The organism is Pseudomonas sp. CP-1, from assembly GCF_021213715.1.
Taxonomy (GTDB): Bacteria; Pseudomonadota; Gammaproteobacteria; order Pseudomonadales; family Pseudomonadaceae; genus Pseudomonas; species Pseudomonas aeruginosa.
Window position 1 is genome coordinate 35,432 of record NZ_JAJQKY010000004.1, and the last position, 20,621, is coordinate 56,052.

The window sequence follows — 20,621 nt, forward strand, 5'->3', positions numbered from 1 at the left end:
CATGTCGACGGCAGTATTGAACAAGCATCTGGCCGACGCCCACGAAGTGGGCCACGACCACGATCATGCACACGATAGCGGCGGCAACACCGTATTCGGTTTCTGGCTCTACCTGATGACCGACTGCGTGCTGTTCGCCAGCGTCTTCGCCACCTACGCGGTGCTGGTTCACCACACCGCCGGCGGCCCCAGCGGCAAGGACATCTTCGAGCTGCCCTACGTGCTGGTGGAAACCGCCATCCTGCTGGTTTCCAGCTGCACCTACGGCCTGGCCATGCTCTCTGCGCACAAGGGCGCCAAGGGCCAGGCGATCGCCTGGCTCGGGGTCACCTTCCTGCTCGGCGCCGCGTTCATCGGGATGGAGATCAACGAGTTCCACCACCTGATCGCCGAAGGTTTCGGCCCGAGCCGCAGCGCCTTCCTGTCGTCCTTCTTCACCCTGGTCGGCATGCACGGCCTGCACGTCAGCGCCGGTCTGCTGTGGATGCTGGTGCTGATGGCGCAGATCTGGACCCGCGGCCTCACCGCGCAGAACAACACCCGGATGATGTGCCTGAGCCTGTTCTGGCACTTCCTCGACATCGTCTGGATCTGCGTCTTCACCGTCGTCTACCTGATGGGGGCCCTGTAATGAGCAGCGCTGCACACGACAACCACGGCGCCGGCCACGGCAGCCTGGGTTCCTACGCGATCGGCTTCGTGCTCTCGGTGATCCTCACCGCGATCCCGTTCTACATGGTCATGGACGGCGGCTTCTCGCGCCACGCGACCATCCTCACCATGGTCGTCCTCGGCCTGGTGCAGGTGGTGGTGCACCTGATCTGCTTCCTGCACATGAACATGTCGTCGGAAGGGCGCTGGAACGTGATGGCGTTCATCTTCACGGTGATCGTCATCCTGCTGGTGGTCGGTCTCTCGCTGTGGATCATCTTCAGCGCCGACATGCTGATGATGCCGATGCCCTGAGGGCCATGACGTGAAGCTGAAACGCTATCTCCTGGTGGCCAAGCCGGGAATCATCTTCGGCAACCTGATCGCGGTGGCGGGGGGATACTTCCTCGCCGCCCGCGGCAGCGTCGAGCCGATGCTGTTGCTGGCCACGGTCATCGGCCTGTCGCTGGTGGTCGCCAGTGGGTGCGTGCTGAACAACTGCATCGACCGCGACATCGACCGGCACATGGAGCGGACCCGCGGGCGGGTCACCGTGACCGGGCAGATCTCGCTGAAGGCTGCCCTGGCCCACGGCCTGGTCCTCGGGGTCGCCGGCTTCGGCCTGCTGTGGTGGCGGACCAACCCGCTGACCACCGCGCTGGCCGGCTTCGGCTACTTCGTCTACGTCGGCCTGTACAGCCTGTGGTTCAAGCGTCGTTCGCAGTACGGCACGCTGGTCGGCAGCCTCTCCGGGGCGATGCCGCCGGTGGTCGGCTACTGCGCGGTGAGCGGCCAGTTCGACGCCGGAGCTGCCTCGCTGCTGGCGATCTTCTGCCTGTGGCAGATGCCGCACTCCTATGCCATCGCCATCTTCCGCCTGAAGGACTACGAGGCGGCCGGCATCCCGGTGCTGCCGGTGGCGCGCGGCATCGCGGTGACCAAGATCCACATCGTGCTCTACATCCTCGCTTTCATGGCGGCGACCCTCGCCTTGTGCCTGGGCGGCTACGCCGGCTACGGCTACCTGTTGGTGGCGGTGGCGGTGAGCCTGTGGTGGCTGGCCATCGCCCTGACCGGCTACTGGACTGCCGACGACCGGGTCTGGGCGCGCAAGCTGTTCGCCTTCTCCATCGTCGCCATCACCGCGCTGAGCGTGATGATGTCCATCGACTTCCAGGTGGCGCCCGCCACCCATCTGGTCGCTTCGCTGTTCTGAGGCGACACGCTTTAGGGAAAGCCCCGCCGGTCGATTGGCGGGGCTTTTTTTTGTCTGCGCGATGGCAGGGATGCGGTCGCCGCCTGGCAGAAGGGCCGCGCGGCGAGCCCTCTGTTCCGGGACTCTGCCGTTGGTTATCAGATTTTTCCGGGAGCTTTTTCGGAGCTGTCCGGCTTGTGGAAAAAACCCTCCATCAATCAAATGCCAATGATTCTCAATAACCAAGATGGAGTACTTCATGGATCGTCGCAACGAGCCGTCCCCCTTGCCCACCAAACGCCCGCTGGCGCCGCTGATGCTGCTGATGGCCGCCTGCTCCTCGCCGGCCCTGGCCGAGGACGCGGCGCGCAAGGACGATCCCCTGGAACTGGGAGCCGACACGGTCACCGGCGAGCAGGCGTCGTCCAGGGTCGAACGCTCGGCCTCGGCCAAGTACGCCGTGCCGCTGCTGGATACCCCGCAGACCGTCACGGTGGTGCCGCAAAAGGTGATCCAGGAGCAGAACGCCCTGAGCCTGCGCCAGGTGCTGTCCAACGTCTCCGGCATCACCTTCAACGCCGGCGAAGGCGGCGGCGGTTCCGGCGACAGCATCAACATCCGCGGCTTCAGCGCCAACGCCAACATGCAGGTGGACGGGCTGCGCGACAGCGCCCAGACCAGCCGCAGCGACCTGTTCAACCTGGAGGCGGTGGAAGTGATCAAGGGACCGAACTCGGTGTTCGGCGGCGCCGGCACCAGCGGCGGCAGCATCAACATGGTCAGCAAGCAGCCCAAGGCCGAAGCCTTCACCCACCTGGGCGCCGGGCTGGGCACGGACCGCTACCGGCGCCTGACCCTGGACACCAACCAGCCGCTGGAAGGGCTCGGCGAGTCGACCGCCTTCCGCCTCAACCTCATGGCCCACCACAACGATGTCGCCGGGCGCGAACAGATCGACAAGCAGCGCTGGGGCATCGCGCCATCCCTGACCTTCGGCCTGGACACCCCGACCCGCCTGACCCTGAGCTACTTCCACCAACGCGACGACAACCTTCCCGACTATGGCGTGCCGGCGCTGAACGGGCGCAAGCTGGACGGCGTCAGCCGCCACGATTATTTCGGCTGGCGCAACCTGGACGAGGAGCGGATCGACAACGACGTCGCCACCCTCAAGCTCGAACACGATTTCAGCGACGACTTCCAGTTGCAGAACCTCATCCGCTATTCCCACCTGCATCGGGACACGGTGATCTCCGCCTCCCACGTCAACCAGAAGGGCCTGCCGCCGGGGCGCTACCTGCCGGCGGGACCGCAAGCCTACGGGCGCGATTCGAAGACGCGGATGTGGATCAACCAGACCAACCTCACCGGCCGCTTCGATACCTTCGGCCTGGCGCATACGCTGATCGGCGGCTTCGAGCTGTCCCGCGAGACCTACGACCGCACCACCTACTCCTACAACCTGGGCAAGTTCTACCCGGCCAACGGCTTCGACCTGCACAACCCGCCGGGCTACTGGAACGGCCCCACCGACAAGCGCGACAGCGCGCGCAACCGGACCGAACTGGAGGTCAAGGCGCTGTACGCCTTCGACACCATCGCCCTGGACGAGCGCTGGGATCTCAGCCTGGGCCTGCGCTACGACTGGATCGACGGCACCTCGCGGAGCACGCCCTCAGGCAAGCCGACGGTGCGCGCCGACAGTTCCGACGGCAAGCTGAGCACACGGGCGGGGCTGGTATTCAAGCCGCTGGAGAACGGGCGGGTGTACGTCTCCTACGGCACCTCCTTCAACCCCTCGGCGGAACACCTGGTCACCACCGGCTCGGGCGTGACCGAGGCGACCGGAGGCCTGGCGCCGGAGAAGAACAGCACCTACGAGCTGGGCACCAAGTGGGAGTTCCTCGGACGGCGCCTGGAGCTGGACGCGGCGCTGTTCCAGGTGAAGAAGGAAGACGCCCGCGAACGCCTGGCCGACGGCAGCTACGTGCTTGCCGGCGAACAGCGCGTGCGTGGCCTGGAGCTGAGCGCCAGCGGCAAGCTGAACGAGCACTGGGACCTCTTCGCCACCTACACCTACCTCGACAGCGAAACCCTGAAATCCAGCAACCCGCAGCGCGAGGGACAGGCACTGGGCAATACCCCGCCGCGCTCGTTGAGCCTCTGGAGCACCTACGAACTGCCCGAGGGCGTGACCCTGGGCTATGGCGCACGCTACGTCAGCCAGCGCAACGTCACCTCGGTGGACAACGGCAAGCTGGATGCCTACTGGGTGCACAACATGATGCTCGGCTACCAGGCGACGCGCGACCTGAAACTGCAACTCAACCTCGACAACCTGTTCGACAAGGCCTACGTCGAGCGGGTGCGCCAGGTGTACGGCAACCAGTCGCGCTCCTCGGCCATCGAGTATGGCGACGGTCGCACGGCGATTCTTTCGGTGATCTACGCGTTCTGACGGCAGGCAGGCCATGGAAGCCGGCGCCCACTGCCTGGGCGCCGGTTCTTCCCGGCGATTTCCTCTGAACTTTTTCACTGCGGCGCCTATCAACTCCTTTGCAAGTCATTTTTCAGGGAGCCTCTTCGATGGCACGCAAAAACGCAGTGAAAGACAACCTCGAGCAGATCCAGCACCAGAGCTACAGCGAGCTGCAGGAACTGCTCTCCGAAGCCAACAGCATGCTCGCCGACAGCGCCGCCTTCGCCGGCGACAAGGCCGACAGCGCCCGTGCGCGGATCGGCGCGCTGCTGGAGAAGGCCAACGATGCCCTCGGCAAGGGCGGTAGCGCCGTGGCCGAACGCAGCCGCCACGCGGTGGATGCGACGGAAAGCTATATCGGCGCCAATCCCTGGCAGACCGTGGCCATCACCACCGCGGTGGGCCTGCTCGCCGGCTTCCTGCTCGGGCGCCGCTCCTGAGCACGCGGTCGGTGCCGCACAACGGACTCGTTACCTTCGCTTGAAAAAAGGAATTGCCCATGCTTTCGATCAAGAAGAACCTCGGCCTCCTGGCCATGACCGTGGCCCTGGCGGCCTGCGCCTCCAACCCCAACGACCTGCCGGATTTCCCGGAGCATGAATACGCGGCGACCCAGCAGGTGGGCGAGGGCGTGATCAACGGCGACCTGTACCTGACCAGCGCGTCGGGTGCGATCCAGAAGGGGACCAACACCAAGGTCACCCTGGAGCCGGCGACCAGCTACATGAAGGCCTACTACGCGAAGTTCGGCAACCTCGATGCCGCCAAGCGCGATCCCGACGTGCAACCGCCGGTGCTCGACCCGCGACGCGCCACCTATGTGCGCGAGGCGACCACCGACCAGAACGGTCGCTTCGACTTCGACCACATCCCCAACGGCACCTACTACATTTCCAGCGAATTGACCTGGAGCGCCCAGAGCGATGGCAAGACCATCACCGAGGGCGGCACCGTCACCAAGCTGGTCACCGTAAGTGGCTCGCAGCCGCAGAAGGTGCTGCTGACCCGCTGACCTCCGGCGGCGCTCGGCCAAAACGGCAAGCCCCTGCCATCGCGGCAGGGGCTTTTTCCTGCCAGCGCGGCCGGACCGCTTGACAGCCAACGGGGCGGCGCCGTAGTTTCGATACCCATGACCTTCGCGACCCTGCTTACCCGCCGCAGCATTATTACCGCCATTCCAGCTATGGCGGGTTAGCCAGCGTCCACTCCGAACCCGCCCTCGAGGCGGGTTCTTCGTTCTGTCTCCTGGGCCAAAACCACCGAACCGGGAGAACAGCATGCAGCACCAGACCCTCCAGAACCTCGTTGGCCGGGCCGACGCCCTGATCAATGCCGGGCAGTTCGATGCCCTGATGGATTTCTATTGCGACGACGCCACCCTGGTGGTCAAGCCGGGCCTCAACGCCTGCGGCAAGGCGCAGATCCGCCAGGCGTTCGACGCCATCGCCCGGCACTTCGAGCACAGCCTGCGAGTGCGCCAGCACGACCTGCGGGTGATCGAGGCGGGAGATACGGCGCTGGTCATGGCCGAGGCGGTGATCGAGTCGAAGGCCGGACGCCTGCAACGTCGGGCCACCTACGTGTTCCGCCAGGAGGCCGATGGCCGGTGGCGCTGCGCGGTGGACAACTCCTACGGCACCGACCTGCTGGCCTCGGTGGCGGCGAGCGCGGAGGCCAGCCGATGAGCGCCTCGACCCTCAGCGCAAGCAAACCCCTGCTGGCCGGCTACGTGGAAAGCATCCTGGCCGCGCCGGTGTACGACGTCGCCGTGGAAACCCCCTTGCAGGTCGCGCCGCAGTTGTCCCAGCGCCTGGGCAACCGGGTGCTGCTCAAGCGCGAGGACATGCAGCCGGTGTTCTCTTTCAAGATCCGCGGCGCCTATACCCGTGTCGCGCGCCTGAGCGACGAGCAGAAGGCCCGCGGGGTGATCACCGCCTCCGCCGGCAACCATGCCCAGGGCCTGGCCCTGGCGGCGCAGCGCCTGGGCGTGCGGGCGGTGATCGTGATGCCGCGCACCACTCCCGAACTCAAGGTCAAGGGCGTGCTGGCGCGCGGCGGCGAGGCGTTGCTGCACGGCGACGCCTTCCCCGATGCGCTGGCCCATGCCCTGCAACTGGCCGAGCGCGAAGGCATGACCTTCGTCCCACCCTACGACGATCCGGACGTGATCGCCGGACAGGGCACGGTGGCGATGGAGATCCTCCGCCAGCACAGCGGCCGCCTCGACGCGATCTTCGTGCCGGTCGGCGGCGGCAGCCTGATCGCCGGGATCGCCGCCTACGTCAAGCACCTGCGTCCGGATATCCGCGTGATCGGCGTCGAGCCGGAGGATTCCAACTGCCTGCAGGCAGCGCTGGCCGCCGGCGAGCGGGTGGTGCTGGGCCAGGTCGGGCTGTTTGCCGACGGGGTGGCGGTGGCGCAGATCGGCGCTTGCAACTTCGAGGTCTGCAAGGACCACGTCGACGAGGTGATCACCGTCGGCAGCGACGAAATCTGCGCGGCGATCAAGGACATCTACGACGACACCCGTTCGATCACCGAGCCGGCCGGCGCCCTGGCCGTAGCGGGAATCAAGAAGTACGTGGCCCGCGAACGCACCGAGGGGCAGACCCTGGTGGCCATCGACTCCGGTGCCAACATCAACTTCGACCGCCTGCGCCACGTTGCCGAGCGCGCCGAACTGGGCGAACAGCGCGAAGCGATCATCGCCGTCACCGTGGCCGAGCGGCCGGGCAGCTTCAAGGCCTTCTGCGCGGCGCTGGGCCGGCGCCAGATCACCGAGTTCAACTACCGCTACCACAGCGACCGCCAGGCCCACCTGTTCGTCGGCGTGCAGACCCATCCGCTCACCGACAGTCGCGCCGACCTGCTCGCCGGCCTGCGCGAGCAGGGCTTCCCGGTACTCGACCTGACCGACAACGAGATGGCCAAGCTGCACATCCGCCACATGGTCGGCGGCCACGGTACCGAGGTGCGCCGCGAGCGGCTGTTCCGCTTCGAGTTTCCCGAACGCCCCGGGGCCTTGCTGAACTTTCTCGACAAGCTCGGCTCGCGCTGGAACATCAGCCTGTTCCACTACCGCAACCACGGCGCCGCCGACGGTCGGGTGCTGGCCGGATTGCAGGTGCCGGACGAGGAGCGCGGCGAGCTGGAGGCGGCGTTGCAAGCCATCGGCTATCCGTACTGGGAGGAAACCCACAACCCGGCCTACCGGCTGTTCGCCGGTTGAGCGGCGCTCCGCCAGCAGGACATGGCCCTGTCATGTCCCTCGGCTAGACTCCTGCCAGGGATATCCGCCCAGCGAGGGACATGGCCATGCGCAAGCGCAACCCCCGGCGGGCCACGCCGGAAGAACTGCGGGTCTGCTCGGTACTGAAGGAAAAGGGCACCCGCGAGGAACTCGCCCACCTCGCCGCCCGCGGTGAGTGGAGCAACGTGCCGGCGTACAACGCCAGCCGCGAGCAGATCGCCGACCACCTGGGCAAGAGCGTGTCGCCGGAATCCGACGCCTCGTTCTTCGACTCGCGGCGCTTCAGCGAGGCGATCGTCCTGCTCAAGAGCCGGCCGGTGCTGCTGGTGAAGAACGGTATCTTCGACGAAGCGCCGCTGGCCGGCCTGGAGCAGCGCCTGAAGAAGCATCGCGCCGCGCTGGCCACGCCGATCCGCTCGGTCGGTCGGCTGGAATTGATCGACCACGACAGCATGGACTGGTGCGGTACCGGCTGGCGCATCGACGACGACCTGATCGTCACCAACCGGCATGTCGCCAGCCTGTTCGCCGAACGCCAGGGCAGCCTGTTCCGCTTCCGTCTCAACCAGGCTGGCAAGCAGGTGCGCACACGCGTGGACTTCCGCGAGGAATACCGCCAGCCGGAAAGCGACGAGCATGTGATCGCGCGGGTCCTGTGGATCGCCCCGGACGTCTCCGAGGCGCCGGACATGGCGATCCTCCAGGTAGTGAAGGGCGACCTGCTGCCGCCGCCGCTGGTCCTCGCGCGCCAGGATGCCGAGCCGCGCCAGGCGGTGGCGGTGGTCGGCTATCCGGCGCGCGACAGCCGCAACGACGCCGGGGCGATGGAAGATATCTTCGGCAACATCTACGACGTCAAGCGTTTTGCTCCCGGCGAAGTCGTGGGATTGCCCCATGACGCCTGGTACCTGACTCACGACTGCTCGACCCTGGGCGGCAATTCCGGCTCGGCGGTGCTTTCGATCGACGGCGGCGAGGTGGTCGGCCTGCACTTCGGCGGCCAGTTCCGCAAGACCAACTATGCGGTGAAGGCCAGCGTGATCCGCAGCCTGCTGGCGCGTCGCGCCTGGGTGCCGGTGGCCGGGGCGGAGCTGAAGCGCGGCGCGCCGCGCTTCCAGGAAAAGCAGCGCAGCGTCGCCGACCTGGCCGAGCGCAAGGGTTTCGACGAGGCCTTCCTCGGGCCGAAGGCGACCTTGCCCAAGCCGGGCAAGAGCCACCAGGTGCTGCCGGTGGGCAAGGGCACGCGCCTGGACTACCTGCATTTCTCGGTGGTGATGAGCGCCAGCCGGCGCTTGCCGATCCTCACCGCGGTGAATATCGACGGTGCGCTCAAGCGTTCGCTCAAGCGCAAGGATTCCTGGGGCTTCGACCCGCGCATCGAGGCGGCCGCGCAGGTCGGACACAAGGACTTCTACGGCCCGGCTTCGTTCGACAAGGGCCACATGGTGCGTCGCGAGGATCCCGGCTGGGGCGACAGCGATGCCATCGCCCGGCAGGCCGAGGACGACACCTTCGTCTATACCAACGCGGTGCCCCAGGTGGCGCAGCTCAACCAGCGCAGCTGGCTGTCGCTGGAGGACTACGTGCTGCAGAACGCCAGGAGCGAGGGCTTCCGCATCTCGGTGTTCACCGGCCCGGTGTTCCGCGACGACGATCCGCTCTACCAGGGCGTGCAGGTGCCGCTGGAGTTCTGGAAGGTGGTGGCGATGATCGACGCCGACAGCGGCGAACTGGGAGTGTCCGCCTACCTGCTGGGGCAGGAAGGGATGATGCCCAGCGAAGGCTTCCGCTACGGTGCGTTCAAGACCTACCAGGTGCCGTTGGCGAAGGTCGAGGCCAGCGCCGACCTGCGTTTCTCCAGCGCCCTGCGCAAGGCCGACGTGCTCGCCGGCACGCCGCTGGAGGAGGCGCTGGAAAGCGGACGCTTCATCGAGATCGACGGGCCGGACGACCTCCTGCTGAGCCGGCCGGGGCCGGCCGGCAAGGGCCGCTGAGGTTCAGGCCGGCTGCCGCCACTCGCGTAGCAGTTCGATGAAGGCGCGCAGCTTGGCCGGTACGTGGCGGCGGTTCAGGTAATACAGCCACATCGGCGGCAGCGGCAGGCAACTGCCAGGCAGCACTTCCACCAGGCGCCCGGCGGCGAGGTCCGCGGCGACCCGCTCGCGGATGAATGCCTGGGCGATCCCGGCGCCGGCGCGGGCCGCCTCGATGATCGTCTCGGTGTCGGTGCTGACGAAGCGTGCCGGCAGGTCCACTTCCAGTTCCCGCCCGTCTTCCCGCAAGCGCCACTTGTGCAGGCGGCCGCTGCGCGGGAAACGGAAGCGCACGGCGGCATGCCCATCGAGGTCGGCGACGCTGGCCGGCGTACCGTGCTCGGCGAGGTAGGCCGGAGTGGCCACCAGCAGGCACGCGAGCGGCGCTGTCAGTTGCACCCCGACCATGCCCGGCTGCAGGGCGTCGGCCAGGCGGATGCCGGCATCCAGCCGTTCCCTGACGATATCCACCAACTGGTCCTCGTAGCGAATCTCCAGTTGCACCTTCGGGTAGCGTCGGACGAACTCGTTGAGCATCGGTGCGATCACCAGGTTCTTCGCCAGGTGCAGGGCGCTGATGCGCAGCTGCCCGGAGGGTTCCGCGAGGCTTTCGCCGAGCGCTTCGCGGGCGCGCACCAGGTCGCGGTAGGGCTGTTCGGTCTGTTCGTGGTAGCGCTGCCCGGCCTCGCTCAGGCTGACCCCGCGGGTGGTGCGGTGGAACAGCTTGAGACGCAGCTCGGCTTCCAGTTGGTTGATCGCCTGGCTCACCGCCGCCGGCGTCACCCCGAGCAGGGCGGCGGCGCGGGTGAAGCTGCCGGTGTCGGCGACCTGCCTGAAGACATGCAGGCCGGCGAGGGGATCGCGTCGATTCATTGTTAGAAAAACTTGAAAGTCTACGTAGGAGAAGGCCGGTTCTGTTAAAGCTTCGACCTTTCTAGACTGGCCCGCAAGCACTCGATGAGGACGCCGGCCATGTCTACCCACCTGTCTCTGCAACATGCCCAACGCTGCATCGCGGCGGCCATTGCCGAAGCGCAGCGGCAGCGCCTGGCGGTCTGCGTCGCGGTGGTCGACGCCCATGCCAACCTGCTGGCGTTCGTACGGATGGACGACAGCGTTCCCGGTGCCATCGACCTGGCCCAGCGCAAGGCGCGCAGCGCCGCGCTGTTCCGCCTGCCCAGCGGCGAGCTGGGCCGACTCGCCGGGCCGGGCCAGCCGTTGTGGAGCATCGAGCAGAGCAACGGCGGGCTGGCCTGCTTCGCCGGCGGCATGCCGCTGGGCGATGCCGGCGGTTCCTGCCTGGGTGGCGTCGGCGTCTCCGGCGCCAGCGCGGCCCAGGACCAATCCATCGCCGAGGCCGCCGTGGCCATGGCAACAATCCAGAGGTAATCGAGATGAAACAGAAGCGAATCCTGGTGACCGGGGCCGGCAGCGGCTTCGGTCGGGAAGTGGCGTTGCGCCTGGCCGCCCGCGGCCATCGGACGATCGCCGGCGTGCGCGGCGCCGGGCAGGCCGCCGACCTGCGCGAAGAGGCCGGGCGGCGTGGCGTCCCGCTGCGGGTGGAAACCCTCGACATCACCGTCGCCGCCGATCGCGAACGCGCCTGGGAATGGGATATCGACGTGCTGCTGAACAACGCCGGCAGCGCCGAGGCCGGGGCCAGCGCGGAGATCCCGCTGGAACTGGTGCGCGCGCTGTTCGAGACCAACGTGTTCGCCAACCTGGAACTGACCCAGGGTTTCGTCCGGCGCATGGTCGAGCAGAAGCGTGGCGGCAAGGTGCTCTTCGTGTCGTCCATCGCCGGCCTGATCACCGGTCCCTATACCGGCCCCTACTGCGCCTCCAAGCATGCCCTGGAGGCCTTCGCCGAGGCCCTGCATGCCGAGCTGAAGCCGTTCGGCATCCAGGTCGGCACCATCAATCCCGGCCCGTACCAGACCGGTTTCAACGATCGCATGATGGAAACCTGGAAACGCTGGTACGACCCGCAGCGTCACTTCACCGACCACAGCGGCGTGCGCTTTCCCTTCGAGCAGTACGATCCGGAGGAAATGATCGCGCGGATGGTCGAGCTGGCCGAGGCCGACGAAGGACCGTTCCGCACCCTGTTGCCGGAAGCTTTCGTCGAGGTGGTCAAGGACGAGCAGGCGCAGGCCTGGCAGCGCCGCCTGTAGCGGTCTGCCGCTGCGCCGGGGAGGGCGGCGGCCGGATCGGCGGCCGCCGCTTCGCTCAGCCCCTGCGCAGCAGGACCCGGGTCACCCGGCGTTCTTCCACTTCCACCACCCGCAGTTCCCAGTCCTGCCACTGCAGGCGGTCGCCGATCACCGGCAGGCGGTCGAGCAGGCTCATCACCAGCCCGGCGAGGGTCTGGTAGTCCTCCGTGGCGCGCGCGTCGAACCCCACGCGTCGACGCACCTGGCTGAGGTTCATGGCACCGCTGACCAGGTAGCCGTCGTTCTCCTCGACCACGTCCGGACCGTCGATCTCGCTGGCGTCGGGCAGCTCGCCGGCGATGGATTCGAGAATGTCGGTCAGGGTCAGCAGGCCGATGAATTCGCCGAACTCGTTGACCACGAAGGCCACGTGGGTCGAGGCCTCGCGCATCTGCTCCAGGGCATTGAGGATCGAACAGTCCTGCAACAGGTTGAGCGGCTGGCGGGCCAGGCTTTCCAGGTCCGGCTGGGCGCCGGCGAGCAGCTCCTTGAGCAGTTCCTTCTTGTGCACGTAGCCCAGCGGCTCCTCGACGCGCCCGTCGCGCACCAGCGGCAGGCGCGAGTAGGACGATTCGAGCAGCGCCGCGCGGATCGCCTCGCGGCCGCTGTCGAGGTCGATGCAGTCGACCTCGGCGCGTACCGTCATCAGGCTGCGGATGGGCTTCTCGGCCAATTGCAGCACGCCGCTGATCATCACCCGCTCGCGGCGGTCGAAGACCACCTGGTCGTCGCCCTCCTCGAACAGGTCGGCGACTTCCTCGCCGACCTCGTCGGCCTCCAGGCGCTGGCCGCCGAGCAGGCGCAGCACCGCATGGGCGGTACGTGCGCGCAGCGGGCGGTGGCCCTGCAGGCTCTTCTTGCGGCGCTTGCGGGCGACCTGGTTGAACACCTCGATGAGGATCGAGAAGCCGATGGCCGCGTACAGGTAGCCTTTCGGGATATGGAAGCCCAGGCCCTCGGCGGTCAGGCTGAAGCCGATCATCATCAGGAAGCCCAGGCACAGCATGATCACCGTCGGGTGACGATTGACGAAGCGGGTCAGCGGCTTGCTGGCGACGATCATCAGGCCGATGGAGACGATCACCGCGATCATCATCACTTCCAGGTGCTCGACCATGCCCACCGCGGTGATCACCGCGTCGAGCGAGAACACCGCGTCGAGCACCACGATCTGCGCGACGATCGGCCAGAACAGCGCGTAGGTCTTGTTGCCGGCGTGCTGGGCGACATGGCCTTCGAGGCGTTCGTGCAGCTCCATGGTGGCCTTGAACAGCAGGAACACGCCACCGAACAGCATGATCAGGTCGCGGCCGGAGAAGCTCTTGCCGAATACCTCGAACAGCGGCTCGGTGAGGGTCACCATCCACGAGATGCTCGCCAGCAGGCCCAGGCGCATCAGCAGCGCCAGCGACAGGCCGAGGACCCGGGCGCGGTCGCGCAGGTGCGGCGGCAGCTTGTCGGCGAGGATCGCGATGAACACCAGGTTGTCGATGCCGAGGACGATCTCCAGCACGATCAGGGTCGCCAGGCCGAGCCAGGCAGTCGGGTCAGCTATCCATTCCATGTGCGCTTACCTCCCGGTCCGGCTGGCCGTCGCGCTGGCGCGACGCTGCACGGCGCGGCTGCGGCAGCCGGCGGTGACGGCGGGGGACGAGGCGAGGGATTCGGCGTCGAGGGGCGGACGCAGGTGGCGAAGGCGAAGCGGGGAGGGTTGTCCGGAAGGACGACTGGGGGGCTCCGAAAGGGTGGTCATGATGGCCATTGAGAGTCAAAGGGAAGTCGATCCTACTGTGTCGCGGGCCCTCGCCACAGCGGGAAACTATTACAAAACCTTAGGCGAAACCCCTGCCGGCGCTAGACTGGGCGGAACCCCGCCACTGCGAGCAGACATGAGCACCGAGGATTTCGACGCGATCACCGCCACCACCCTGGCCGACTACCAGCGCAACGCCGAAGGCTTCCGCGAGGGCACCCGCGGCCATGACGTGAGCCAGAACGTCGAGGCGCTGCTGCGCCATATCGACGGGCCGCCGCCGTACCGGATCCTCGATTTCGGCTGCGGTCCCGGGCGCGACCTGGCCACCTTCCGCCGCCTCGGCCACCAGCCGGTGGGACTCGAAGGCACGCCGCGCTTCGTCGAGATGGCCAGGGCCGACAGCGGTTGCGAGGTATGGCAACAGAATTTCCTGGCGCTGCGACTGCCGGCTGGGCACTTCGACGGCATCTTCGCCAACGCCAGCCTGTTCCATGTGCCCGGCAGCGCCTTGCCGCGGGTGCTCGGCGAACTCTTCGAAGCGCTGCGGCCGGGCGGCGTGCTGTTCAGCTCCAACCCGCGCGGCGACAACCGCGAGGGCTGGAATGGCCAACGCTACGGTGCCTACCACGATTACCCGGCCTGGAAACGCCTGCTGGAGGAAGCCGGTTTCGTCGAGCTGGAGCACTACTACCGGCCGCCGGGCCTGCCGCGCGAGCAGCAGCCCTGGCTGGCGAGCGTCTGGCGGCGCCCCGTCTGAAGGCGCTAGAGGGTCTGCCGGTGCGGCGTGCCGAGCACGCTGCGGTACTGGTCGAGGCGCTTCGGCGAGAGGTCGCTGCGTTCCAGGCTGTCGAGGGCGTAGGACTTGATTTCGGCGTCGCTGTAGGGGCGCTCGACGCTGCGCGGCGGGTTGGCGCAACCGGCCAGGACGACCAGGCTGGCGGCCAGGGAGACGATCAGGGACTTGCTCATGGCGGATTCCTCGAAATGTTCCTCGATGCTATCGGTGGTCCCCCCTGTCCAGGAAATCAGGCCTATTAATAATGAATATCTGGCGAATTGAGTCTAGGTCCCGCCAGCCGTGGGTTCTAGTCGACCAAAGGCGAGGTTGTGGCGGCATGTTTCGCCAACCGGCCGCGCGCTCGCGGTCCGGTCGGCTAGGGGGTTCAACCGGCCGCCTGCGGCAGGCTCGGGTAGTCGGTGTAGCCGGCGGCGCCGCCACCGAAGTAGGTCGAGCGGTCGCCGTCGGCCAGCGCCAGGTCGTGCTCCAGGCGGTAGGGCAGGTCAGGGTTGGCGATGAACGGCCGGCCGAAGCCGACCAGGTCGGCCCAGCCCCTGGCCAGGGCTTCCTCGGCGCGCGCCTTGGTGTACATGCCGGAGTAGATCAGGCTGCCACGGTAGACGATGCGCAACGCTTCCTTGAACGCCGCCGGCATGGCCGGGGCGTCTTCCCAGTCGGCCTCGGCGATGTGGATGTAGGCTACGCCGATCTCGTCCAGTAGCCGCGCCGCGGCCAGGTAGGTGGCTTGCGGGGTGTCGTCGACCGCGCCCTGCAGGGTGGTCAGCGGCGCCAGGCGCACGCCGATGCGCTCCCTGCCGACCACCGCGGTGACCGCCTCGGCGACTTCGCGGAGGAAGCGCAGGCGGTTCTCCAGCGAGCCGCCGTATTGGTCGTTGCGCGCATTGGCCTGGGAGTCGATGAACTGGTTGATCAGGTAGCCGTTGGCGCCGTGCAGCTCGACCCCGTCGAAGCCGGCGTCGAGGGCGTTGCGTGCGGCCTGGGCATAGTCGGCGACGATCTCCCGGATTTCCTCCACGGCCAGCGCGCGCGGCGCCGAGTGCTGGACCATCTCGCCGCCGCCGGCCTGCGCTCCGCGGCCTTGGGGATCGACGAAGACTTTCACGCCTTCGGCCACCAGCGCCGAGGAGGACACCGGGGCGGCGTTGCCCGGTTGCAGCGAGGTGTGCGAGACCCTGCCGACGTGCCAGAGCTGGGCGAAGATGCGCCCGCCGGCGGCGTGCACCGCGTCGGTGACCTGGCGCCAGCCGGCGACCTGCTCGGCGCTGTGGATGCCCGGTGTCCAGGCGTAGCCCTGGCCCTGCCGGCTGATCTGGGTGCCTTCGGAAACGATCAGGCCGGCGCCGGCGCGCTGGCTGTAGTACTCGGCCATCAGCGCGGTGGCGACTTCACCACTGGCGGCGCGGGAACGGGTCATCGGCGGCATGACGATGCTATTGGGGAGGGTCAGGTGGCCAAGGGCATAGGGGCTGAACAGCATGATGGCGATCTCGCTCGTGAGGCCGGCCGTGGCGCGGCGCGCTGGAAGAAGGTGAGCGCATTATTGGCGGAACGATTCGTGCGAAAAACCGCTGCCGGGGAAAATGACACTTGAGTTCAATTCATGAATGCCCGGATAGCGCGTTCCCGACACCGGCGGGTAGGGCGCACCGAGGGAGGAGGAATGGCCTATGACGCGCTGCGTCAGGCGGGTAGGGCGAATAACGCCCCCGGCGTTATCCGCCGAGCGGAATCGCAGGCGGGTGAGAAATGCCGGATGAAGCATCGCGTCCTGCGCCCCACGCCAGGCGGGCAGGGCGAAGAGGGCGCTCCGGCCTATTGCAGGCCGTACTTCTTCACCTTGTCGAACAGCGTGGTCTTGGCCATGCCCAGGTCCTGGCTGGCCTGGGTCAGGTTGCCGTGGTGGCGGGCCAGGGCGTCGCCGAGCAGGGCCTTCTCGAATGCCTCCACCGCTTCGGCGAAGCGCGGGCCGCCGGTCTGCACGGCCTGGCCGCCCTTGTTGAACACCGGCAGGCCGAGGGCGAAGCGTTCGGCGACGTTGCGCAGTTCGCGTACGTTGCCCGGCCAGTCGTGGGCCATCAGGCTGGCCACGGTGGCACGGTCGAGTTCCGGCGCGGGGCGGTCGAAGCGGAGCGAGGATTGCTGGAGGAAGTGTTCGAAGAGCAGCAGGATGTCCTCGCGGCGGTCGCGCAGTGCCGGCAGTTCCAGGCTCACCACGTTGAGCCGGTAGTAGAGGTCGCTGCGGAACTGGCCGCTCTTGCCCATGGCGGCGAGGTCCGCCTTGGTCGCCGCGATCACCCGGCAGTCCACCGGGATCGACTGGTTCGAGCCGAGGCGTTCCAGGGTGTGTTCCTGCAACACCCGCAGCAGCTTGATCTGCAGGTTGACCGGCATGCTCTCGATCTCGTCGAGGAACAGCGTGCCGCCGTTGGCATGCTCGATCTTGCCGATCCGCCGCTTGTTGGCACCGGTGAAGGCGTGCGCCTCGTGGCCGAATATCTCGCTGTCGAACAGGTTCTCCGGCAGGCCGCCGCAGTTCAGCGCGACGAAGGCATGCTGGTGGCGCCGGCTGTAGTCGTGGAGGCAACGCGCCACCAGCTCCTTGCCGGTGCCGGTCTCGCCGAGGATCAGCACGTTGGCCGAGGTGTCGCCGACGTTGGCGATCAGCTCGCGCAACGCCTGGATCGCCGGCGAGCGGCCGATGATCCGTTGCGCCAGGTCCTGGCGGCCGGCCAACTGGCGACGCAGCGCGCTGACCTCGCGGGCCAGCCCGCGCTGCTCCAGGGCGCGGCGGGCGACCTCGACCAGGCGTTCCGGAGAGAAGGGCTTCTCCATGAAGTCGTAGGCGCCGGCGTGCATCGCCTGTACCGCCATGGAGATGTCGCCGTGACCGGTGATCAGCACCACCGGCAGGCTCGGGTCGAGGGCCTTGAGACGCTCCAGCAGGGTCAGGCCGTCGATGCCGGGCAGGCGGATGTCGCTGACGACGATGCCGGCGAAGTCGCGGTCGACCCGTTGCAGCGCCTCCTCGGCGCTGCCGACGCCGATGCAGGGGATGTCCTCCAGCTCCAGCGCCTGCTGGCAGCCGAGCAAGACATGCGGATCGTCTTCGACGATCAGGACGGAAAGCGGCTCGTTCATCGGGCGGGACTCGCAGTCGGGGAATCGGGAACCAGGGACAGGCTCAGCTCGAAGGCGGTTCCGCCGCTTTCGGGGTGCTGCACGCTGAGGCTGCCGCCGGCGGCGGTGGCCAGGCTGGCCGAGAGGGTCAGGCCGAGGCCCAGGCCATGTTCGCCGGGCTTGGTGGTGAAGAAGGGTTCGAACAGGTGGACGCGCGCCGCCGGCGGGATACCGGGGCCGTTGTCGCGCACGCGCAGGACGTAGCGCTCCTCCTCGCGCCGGCCTTCCAGCCAGAGCTGGCGGTCGGCCTGCCCGCTCATGGCGTCGAGGGCGTTGGCCAGCAGGTTGACCAGGATCTGCTCCAGGCGGGTCTGGTCGATGCCCAGGCGCACATCGTCGAAATGCCGGTGCAGGGTCGGCGGGTCCTGCTCCAGGCGCCCGTGCAGGATCAGCAGCGCCGCGTCCACCGCCTTGGCCAGGCTGGCCTGGCCGGCGTCGTCGCTGCGCCGGGCGAAGGCACGCAGGCTGGCGGTGATGCGGCCCATGCGGTCGACCAGTTCATTGATGGTGGCGAGGTTGGTGCTGGCGGTCTCCAGTTTGCCGCGCTGGAGGAAGCGCACGGTGTTGCCGGACAGCGTACGCAGCGCCGCCAGTGGTTGGTTGAGTTCGTGGGCGATGCTGGTGGACATCTGCCCGATCACCGCCAGCTTGCCGGCCTGGACCAGTTCGTCCTGGGCCTTGCGCAGGGTGTCCTCGGCCTGCTGGCGCTCGTGGATCTCGGCGGTCAGGCGTGCGTTGCTGGCCTGCAGGTCGGCGGTGCGTTCGGCGATCTTCACTTCCAGCTCGCCGTTGGCCCGTTGCAGCGCCTCGCGCGCGGCGAGGCGGGTGGCGAGTACCTTGCGCCGCTCGTTCCAGGCGATCAGCAGGAAGGCCAGGAGGGCGAAACCGATGGCGGCCAGCATGCCATTGCGCACCGCGTCGCGGCGCAGGTCTTCCAGCGGGCTGAGCAGGGTCAGGTTCCACGGCGTGTCATTCAGCGCGCGGGTCTGCGCCAGGTAGGTGACCGCTTCGCCGCGCGGGTGCTGCTCATCGGCGGGGAAACTGAGCTTCTCCACTCCGGCGGCCAGCGGCTCGCGCAGCAGCGGCTGCCACTCGTTCAGCGCCCACCAGTAGTACTGCATGCTGCGCGCCAGGCGCTCCTTGTCGTCGGCGCTCAGGGAGCGCACCGCCTTCAGGCGCAGGGCAGGGTTGCTGGAGAGGATGATGATGCCGTTCTCGTCGCTGACGAAGGCTTCCAGGCGCGCCTTCTCCCAGCGCTCCTCGAGGGCGTCCATCTTCACCTTGACCACCGCCACGCCGATGATCCGGCCGCCGTGGACCAGGCCGTGGGCCAGGTAGTAGCCCGGCTCGCCGCGGGTGCTGCCGATGCCGTAGAAGCGGCCCGGCTTGCCCTTCATCGCGTCCTGCCAGTAGGCGCGGAACGACAGGTCCTCGCCGAGGTAGCTGTCCGGGTCGCTCCAGTTGCTGGTGGCCAGGACCCGGCCGTTGGTGTCCAGCAGGTACACCGCGCGGCTGCCGGCGCGGCGGTTGAGGCCTTCGAGGTAGGCGTTGACCTGGTTGCGCCGGTATGGCGTCGGGTCGGTGAGCAGGTGGCTGACGCTGCGCTCCAGCTCCAGCAGGCTGGGCAGGTAGGTGTACTTGCTGATCTCGCTCTCGACCGTCCGCGCATGCAGCTCCAGCTGGCGTTCGCCATTCTCGGCGAGGGCACGGATGCCGGCGCTCTCGCTGATCCGGTAGCCGCCGTAGCCGAAGCCGAGCATCAGCAGGAGCAGGGGAATGGGGAGCAGCAACTGGCGGACGAGGCGGGGCTTCACGGTCAGTGACGGAGGTACGCTGCAGGGCGGGTCGGGGGATTCCATCACAGTCGTCGCGGCTAGGCCAGCCCGCCGCCACGATGGGCGGCGGAGCGGGCGGTTTTCCGGCACGGCCGGCAGGCGGCGCCGGAAGGGTTCACTCAGTATTCCCAGAAGATCCGTTGCAGCTCCTTGCTGTCCTGGGTCTTGGTCATCGCGACCGCGGCCAGGATGCGCGCCTTCTGCGGGTTCAGGTCGTGGGCGACGATCCAGTCGTTCTTGTCGTCCGGCTGCTCGGCGTTGCGCAGGACGAAGCCGCCGGCATTGACGTGCGAGGAGCGGATGATCTGCACGCCCTGCTTGCGCAGTTCCTGCAGGGTCGGCACCACGCGCGCGGGCACCGAGCCGTTGCCGGTGCCGGCATGGATGATCGCCTTGGCGCCGGCCTGGGCCAGGGCCTTGTAGGCGGTGTCGCTGACGTTGCCGTAGCTGTAGGCGATTTCCACCGGAGCCAGCGCGGAGATCTGCTTGATGTCGAACTCGGAGTTCACCGTGTGCCGCTTCACCGGTGCGCGGAACCAGTAGCTCTTGCCTTCGACCACCATGCCCAGCGGGCCCCACGGGCTCTTGAACGCTTCGGTCTTGATGTTGACCATCTTGCTCGCGTCGCGGCCGGAGAGGATCTCGTCGTTCATGGTGATCAGCACGCCCTTGCCGCGCGCCGACTTGTCGCCGGCCACCGCCACGGCGTTGTACAGGTTGAGCATGCCGTCGGCGGACATCGCGGTGCCCGGGCGCATCGAGCCGACCACCACGATGGGCTTCTCGGTGTGCTCGACCAGGGTCAGGAAGTAGGCGGTCTCTTCCAGGGTGTCGGTACCGTGGGTGATCACGATGCCGTCGACGTCGTCGCTATCGGCCAGCTTGGCGACGGTCTTGCCCAGTTCCAGCAGGTTCTCGTTGGTGAAGCTTTCCGAGGCGATCTGGAACACCTGTTGGCCGCGGACGTTGGCGATGTCCTTGAGCTGCGGCACGCTGGCCAGCAACTGGTCGACCGGCACCTTGGCGGCGGTGTAGGTGGCGCTGTTGGCGGCGCTGGCGCCGGCGCCGGCGATGGTACCGCCGGTGGCCAGGATGACCACGTTGGACAGTTTCTGTTGCGGTGCGACTTCCTTGGCCTGGGCGGCCTGCGGCAGCAGGAGCATCAGGGCCATAACACCGGGGGCGAACGCGTGGAGCAATGGCTTCATGGCGATATCTCGTGTCGGTAGGTTG

General features: G+C 67.6%; 19 protein-coding genes. 12 read left to right on the forward strand and 7 right to left on the reverse strand.

Annotated features, from left to right (window positions below; translation table 11 throughout):
* The first annotated feature begins 1 nt into the window (after position 1).
* From cyoC to LT948_RS09595, 9 genes are all read left to right on the forward strand, one after another.
* The gene (gene cyoC, locus LT948_RS09555; protein WP_003086858.1) at positions 2-631 is read left to right on the forward strand and encodes a cytochrome o ubiquinol oxidase subunit III; all 630 of its coding nucleotides are present in this window, start codon (positions 2-4) and stop codon (positions 629-631) included.
* Positions 631-966: a cytochrome o ubiquinol oxidase subunit IV gene (gene cyoD, locus LT948_RS09560; RefSeq protein WP_003109258.1), complete on the forward strand. Its 336-nt coding sequence runs from the start codon at positions 631-633 to the stop codon at positions 964-966. Before cyoC ends, cyoD begins: the two co-directional genes overlap by 1 nt.
* A gap of 10 nt (positions 967-976) precedes the next feature.
* Positions 977-1,867, forward strand: a complete 891-nt coding sequence (gene cyoE, locus LT948_RS09565; protein WP_003082726.1) for a heme o synthase — start codon at positions 977-979, stop codon at positions 1,865-1,867.
* Positions 1,868-2,105: 238 nt separating this feature from the next.
* Positions 2,106-4,304 carry a TonB-dependent receptor gene (locus LT948_RS09570; protein ID WP_023095898.1) on the forward strand — a complete coding sequence of 733 codons (2,199 nt, stop codon included), beginning with the start codon at positions 2,106-2,108 and terminating at the stop codon, positions 4,302-4,304.
* A gap of 128 nt (positions 4,305-4,432) precedes the next feature.
* Positions 4,433-4,765 (forward strand): DUF883 family protein, encoded by a 333-nt coding sequence (locus tag LT948_RS09575; RefSeq protein ID WP_003082731.1) that lies wholly within the window; start codon positions 4,433-4,435, stop codon positions 4,763-4,765.
* 59 nt (positions 4,766-4,824) lie between these two features.
* Complete coding sequence (locus tag LT948_RS09580; RefSeq protein WP_003082734.1) at positions 4,825-5,337, forward strand: prealbumin-like fold domain-containing protein; 513 nt, start codon at positions 4,825-4,827, stop codon at positions 5,335-5,337.
* A 265-nt stretch (positions 5,338-5,602) separates the two neighbouring features.
* A complete protein-coding gene (locus LT948_RS09585; RefSeq protein WP_003086867.1) occupies positions 5,603-6,010 on the forward strand; it encodes a YybH family protein in 408 nt (135 codons plus the stop codon).
* A complete protein-coding gene (gene ilvA, locus LT948_RS09590) occupies positions 6,007-7,554 on the forward strand; it encodes a threonine ammonia-lyase, biosynthetic (protein ID WP_023097814.1) in 1,548 nt (515 codons plus the stop codon). The genes LT948_RS09585 and ilvA overlap by 4 nt, the downstream gene beginning before the upstream one ends.
* Before the next feature lie 86 nt (positions 7,555-7,640).
* The gene (locus tag LT948_RS09595; protein WP_023101409.1) at positions 7,641-9,569 is read left to right on the forward strand and encodes a DNA/RNA non-specific endonuclease; all 1,929 of its coding nucleotides are present in this window, start codon (positions 7,641-7,643) and stop codon (positions 9,567-9,569) included.
* A gap of 3 nt (positions 9,570-9,572) precedes the next feature.
* Here the strand turns inward: LT948_RS09595 and LT948_RS09600 are convergent, their stop codons facing one another.
* A complete protein-coding gene (locus tag LT948_RS09600; protein WP_003140381.1) occupies positions 9,573-10,481 on the reverse strand; it encodes a LysR family transcriptional regulator in 909 nt (302 codons plus the stop codon).
* Between the two features lie 84 nt (positions 10,482-10,565).
* On the opposite strand from LT948_RS09600, the gene LT948_RS09605 reads away from it, so the two are divergent.
* Both LT948_RS09605 and LT948_RS09610 read left to right on the forward strand, forming a co-directional pair.
* Entirely contained in the window at positions 10,566-10,997 is a 432-nt protein-coding gene (locus LT948_RS09605; protein ID WP_003082743.1) for a GlcG/HbpS family heme-binding protein, read from the forward strand.
* 5 nt (positions 10,998-11,002) lie between these two features.
* Complete coding sequence (locus tag LT948_RS09610; RefSeq protein ID WP_003109252.1) at positions 11,003-11,782, forward strand: SDR family oxidoreductase; 780 nt, start codon at positions 11,003-11,005, stop codon at positions 11,780-11,782.
* Positions 11,783-11,837: 55 nt separating this feature from the next.
* On the opposite strand, the gene LT948_RS09615 is transcribed toward LT948_RS09610, so the two are convergent.
* Positions 11,838-13,385, reverse strand: a complete 1,548-nt coding sequence (locus LT948_RS09615) for a TerC family protein (protein WP_003082751.1) — start codon at positions 13,383-13,385, stop codon at positions 11,838-11,840.
* A 325-nt stretch (positions 13,386-13,710) separates the two neighbouring features.
* Here LT948_RS09615 and LT948_RS09620 point away from each other — a divergent pair, with 325 nt between their 5' ends.
* A complete protein-coding gene (locus LT948_RS09620; RefSeq protein ID WP_003086873.1) occupies positions 13,711-14,334 on the forward strand; it encodes a class I SAM-dependent DNA methyltransferase in 624 nt (207 codons plus the stop codon).
* 5 nt (positions 14,335-14,339) lie between these two features.
* On the opposite strand, the gene LT948_RS09625 is transcribed toward LT948_RS09620, so the two are convergent.
* From LT948_RS09625 to LT948_RS09645, 5 genes are all read right to left on the reverse strand, one after another.
* On the reverse strand, positions 14,340-14,546 hold the full coding sequence (locus LT948_RS09625; protein WP_003086874.1) for a hypothetical protein: 207 nt from the start codon (positions 14,544-14,546) through the stop codon (positions 14,340-14,342).
* A gap of 194 nt (positions 14,547-14,740) precedes the next feature.
* Positions 14,741-15,853, reverse strand: a complete 1,113-nt coding sequence (locus LT948_RS09630) for an alkene reductase (protein WP_103119341.1) — start codon at positions 15,851-15,853, stop codon at positions 14,741-14,743.
* A gap of 335 nt (positions 15,854-16,188) precedes the next feature.
* Positions 16,189-17,514, reverse strand: coding sequence for a sigma-54-dependent transcriptional regulator (locus LT948_RS09635; protein ID WP_003086877.1), 1,326 nt, complete (start codon positions 17,512-17,514; stop codon positions 16,189-16,191).
* On the reverse strand, positions 17,511-19,412 hold the full coding sequence (locus LT948_RS09640) for a sensor histidine kinase (RefSeq protein WP_003140368.1): 1,902 nt from the start codon (positions 19,410-19,412) through the stop codon (positions 17,511-17,513). Before LT948_RS09640 ends, LT948_RS09635 begins: the two co-directional genes overlap by 4 nt.
* A 95-nt stretch (positions 19,413-19,507) precedes the next feature.
* On the reverse strand, positions 19,508-20,596 hold the full coding sequence (locus LT948_RS09645) for an asparaginase (protein ID WP_003109247.1): 1,089 nt from the start codon (positions 20,594-20,596) through the stop codon (positions 19,508-19,510).
* Positions 20,597-20,621 lie beyond the last annotated feature (25 nt).

Bases quoted from the DNA above. Each gene is read 5' to 3' on its own strand.
- cyoC (WP_003086858.1), top strand. From the start codon at position 2: ATGTCGACGGCAGTATTGAACAAGCATCTGGCCGACGCCCACGAAGTG.
- cyoD (WP_003109258.1), top strand. From the start codon at position 631: ATGAGCAGCGCTGCACACGACAACCACGGCGCCGGCCACGGCAGCCTG.
- LT948_RS09570 (WP_023095898.1), top strand. From the start codon at position 2,106: ATGGATCGTCGCAACGAGCCGTCCCCCTTGCCCACCAAACGCCCGCTG.
- LT948_RS09575 (WP_003082731.1), top strand. From the start codon at position 4,433: ATGGCACGCAAAAACGCAGTGAAAGACAACCTCGAGCAGATCCAGCAC.
- LT948_RS09580 (WP_003082734.1), top strand. From the start codon at position 4,825: ATGCTTTCGATCAAGAAGAACCTCGGCCTCCTGGCCATGACCGTGGCC.
- LT948_RS09585 (WP_003086867.1), top strand. From the start codon at position 5,603: ATGCAGCACCAGACCCTCCAGAACCTCGTTGGCCGGGCCGACGCCCTG.
- ilvA (WP_023097814.1), top strand. From the start codon at position 6,007: ATGAGCGCCTCGACCCTCAGCGCAAGCAAACCCCTGCTGGCCGGCTAC.
- LT948_RS09595 (WP_023101409.1), top strand. From the start codon at position 7,641: ATGCGCAAGCGCAACCCCCGGCGGGCCACGCCGGAAGAACTGCGGGTC.
- LT948_RS09600 (WP_003140381.1), bottom strand. From the start codon at position 10,481: ATGAATCGACGCGATCCCCTCGCCGGCCTGCATGTCTTCAGGCAGGTC.
- LT948_RS09605 (WP_003082743.1), top strand. From the start codon at position 10,566: ATGAGGACGCCGGCCATGTCTACCCACCTGTCTCTGCAACATGCCCAA.
- LT948_RS09610 (WP_003109252.1), top strand. From the start codon at position 11,003: ATGAAACAGAAGCGAATCCTGGTGACCGGGGCCGGCAGCGGCTTCGGT.
- LT948_RS09615 (WP_003082751.1), bottom strand. From the start codon at position 13,385: ATGGAATGGATAGCTGACCCGACTGCCTGGCTCGGCCTGGCGACCCTG.
- LT948_RS09620 (WP_003086873.1), top strand. From the start codon at position 13,711: ATGAGCACCGAGGATTTCGACGCGATCACCGCCACCACCCTGGCCGAC.
- LT948_RS09625 (WP_003086874.1), bottom strand. From the start codon at position 14,546: ATGAGCAAGTCCCTGATCGTCTCCCTGGCCGCCAGCCTGGTCGTCCTG.
- LT948_RS09630 (WP_103119341.1), bottom strand. From the start codon at position 15,853: ATGCTGTTCAGCCCCTATGCCCTTGGCCACCTGACCCTCCCCAATAGC.
- LT948_RS09635 (WP_003086877.1), bottom strand. From the start codon at position 17,514: ATGAACGAGCCGCTTTCCGTCCTGATCGTCGAAGACGATCCGCATGTC.
- LT948_RS09640 (WP_003140368.1), bottom strand. From the start codon at position 19,412: ATGGAATCCCCCGACCCGCCCTGCAGCGTACCTCCGTCACTGACCGTG.
- LT948_RS09645 (WP_003109247.1), bottom strand. From the start codon at position 20,596: ATGAAGCCATTGCTCCACGCGTTCGCCCCCGGTGTTATGGCCCTGATG.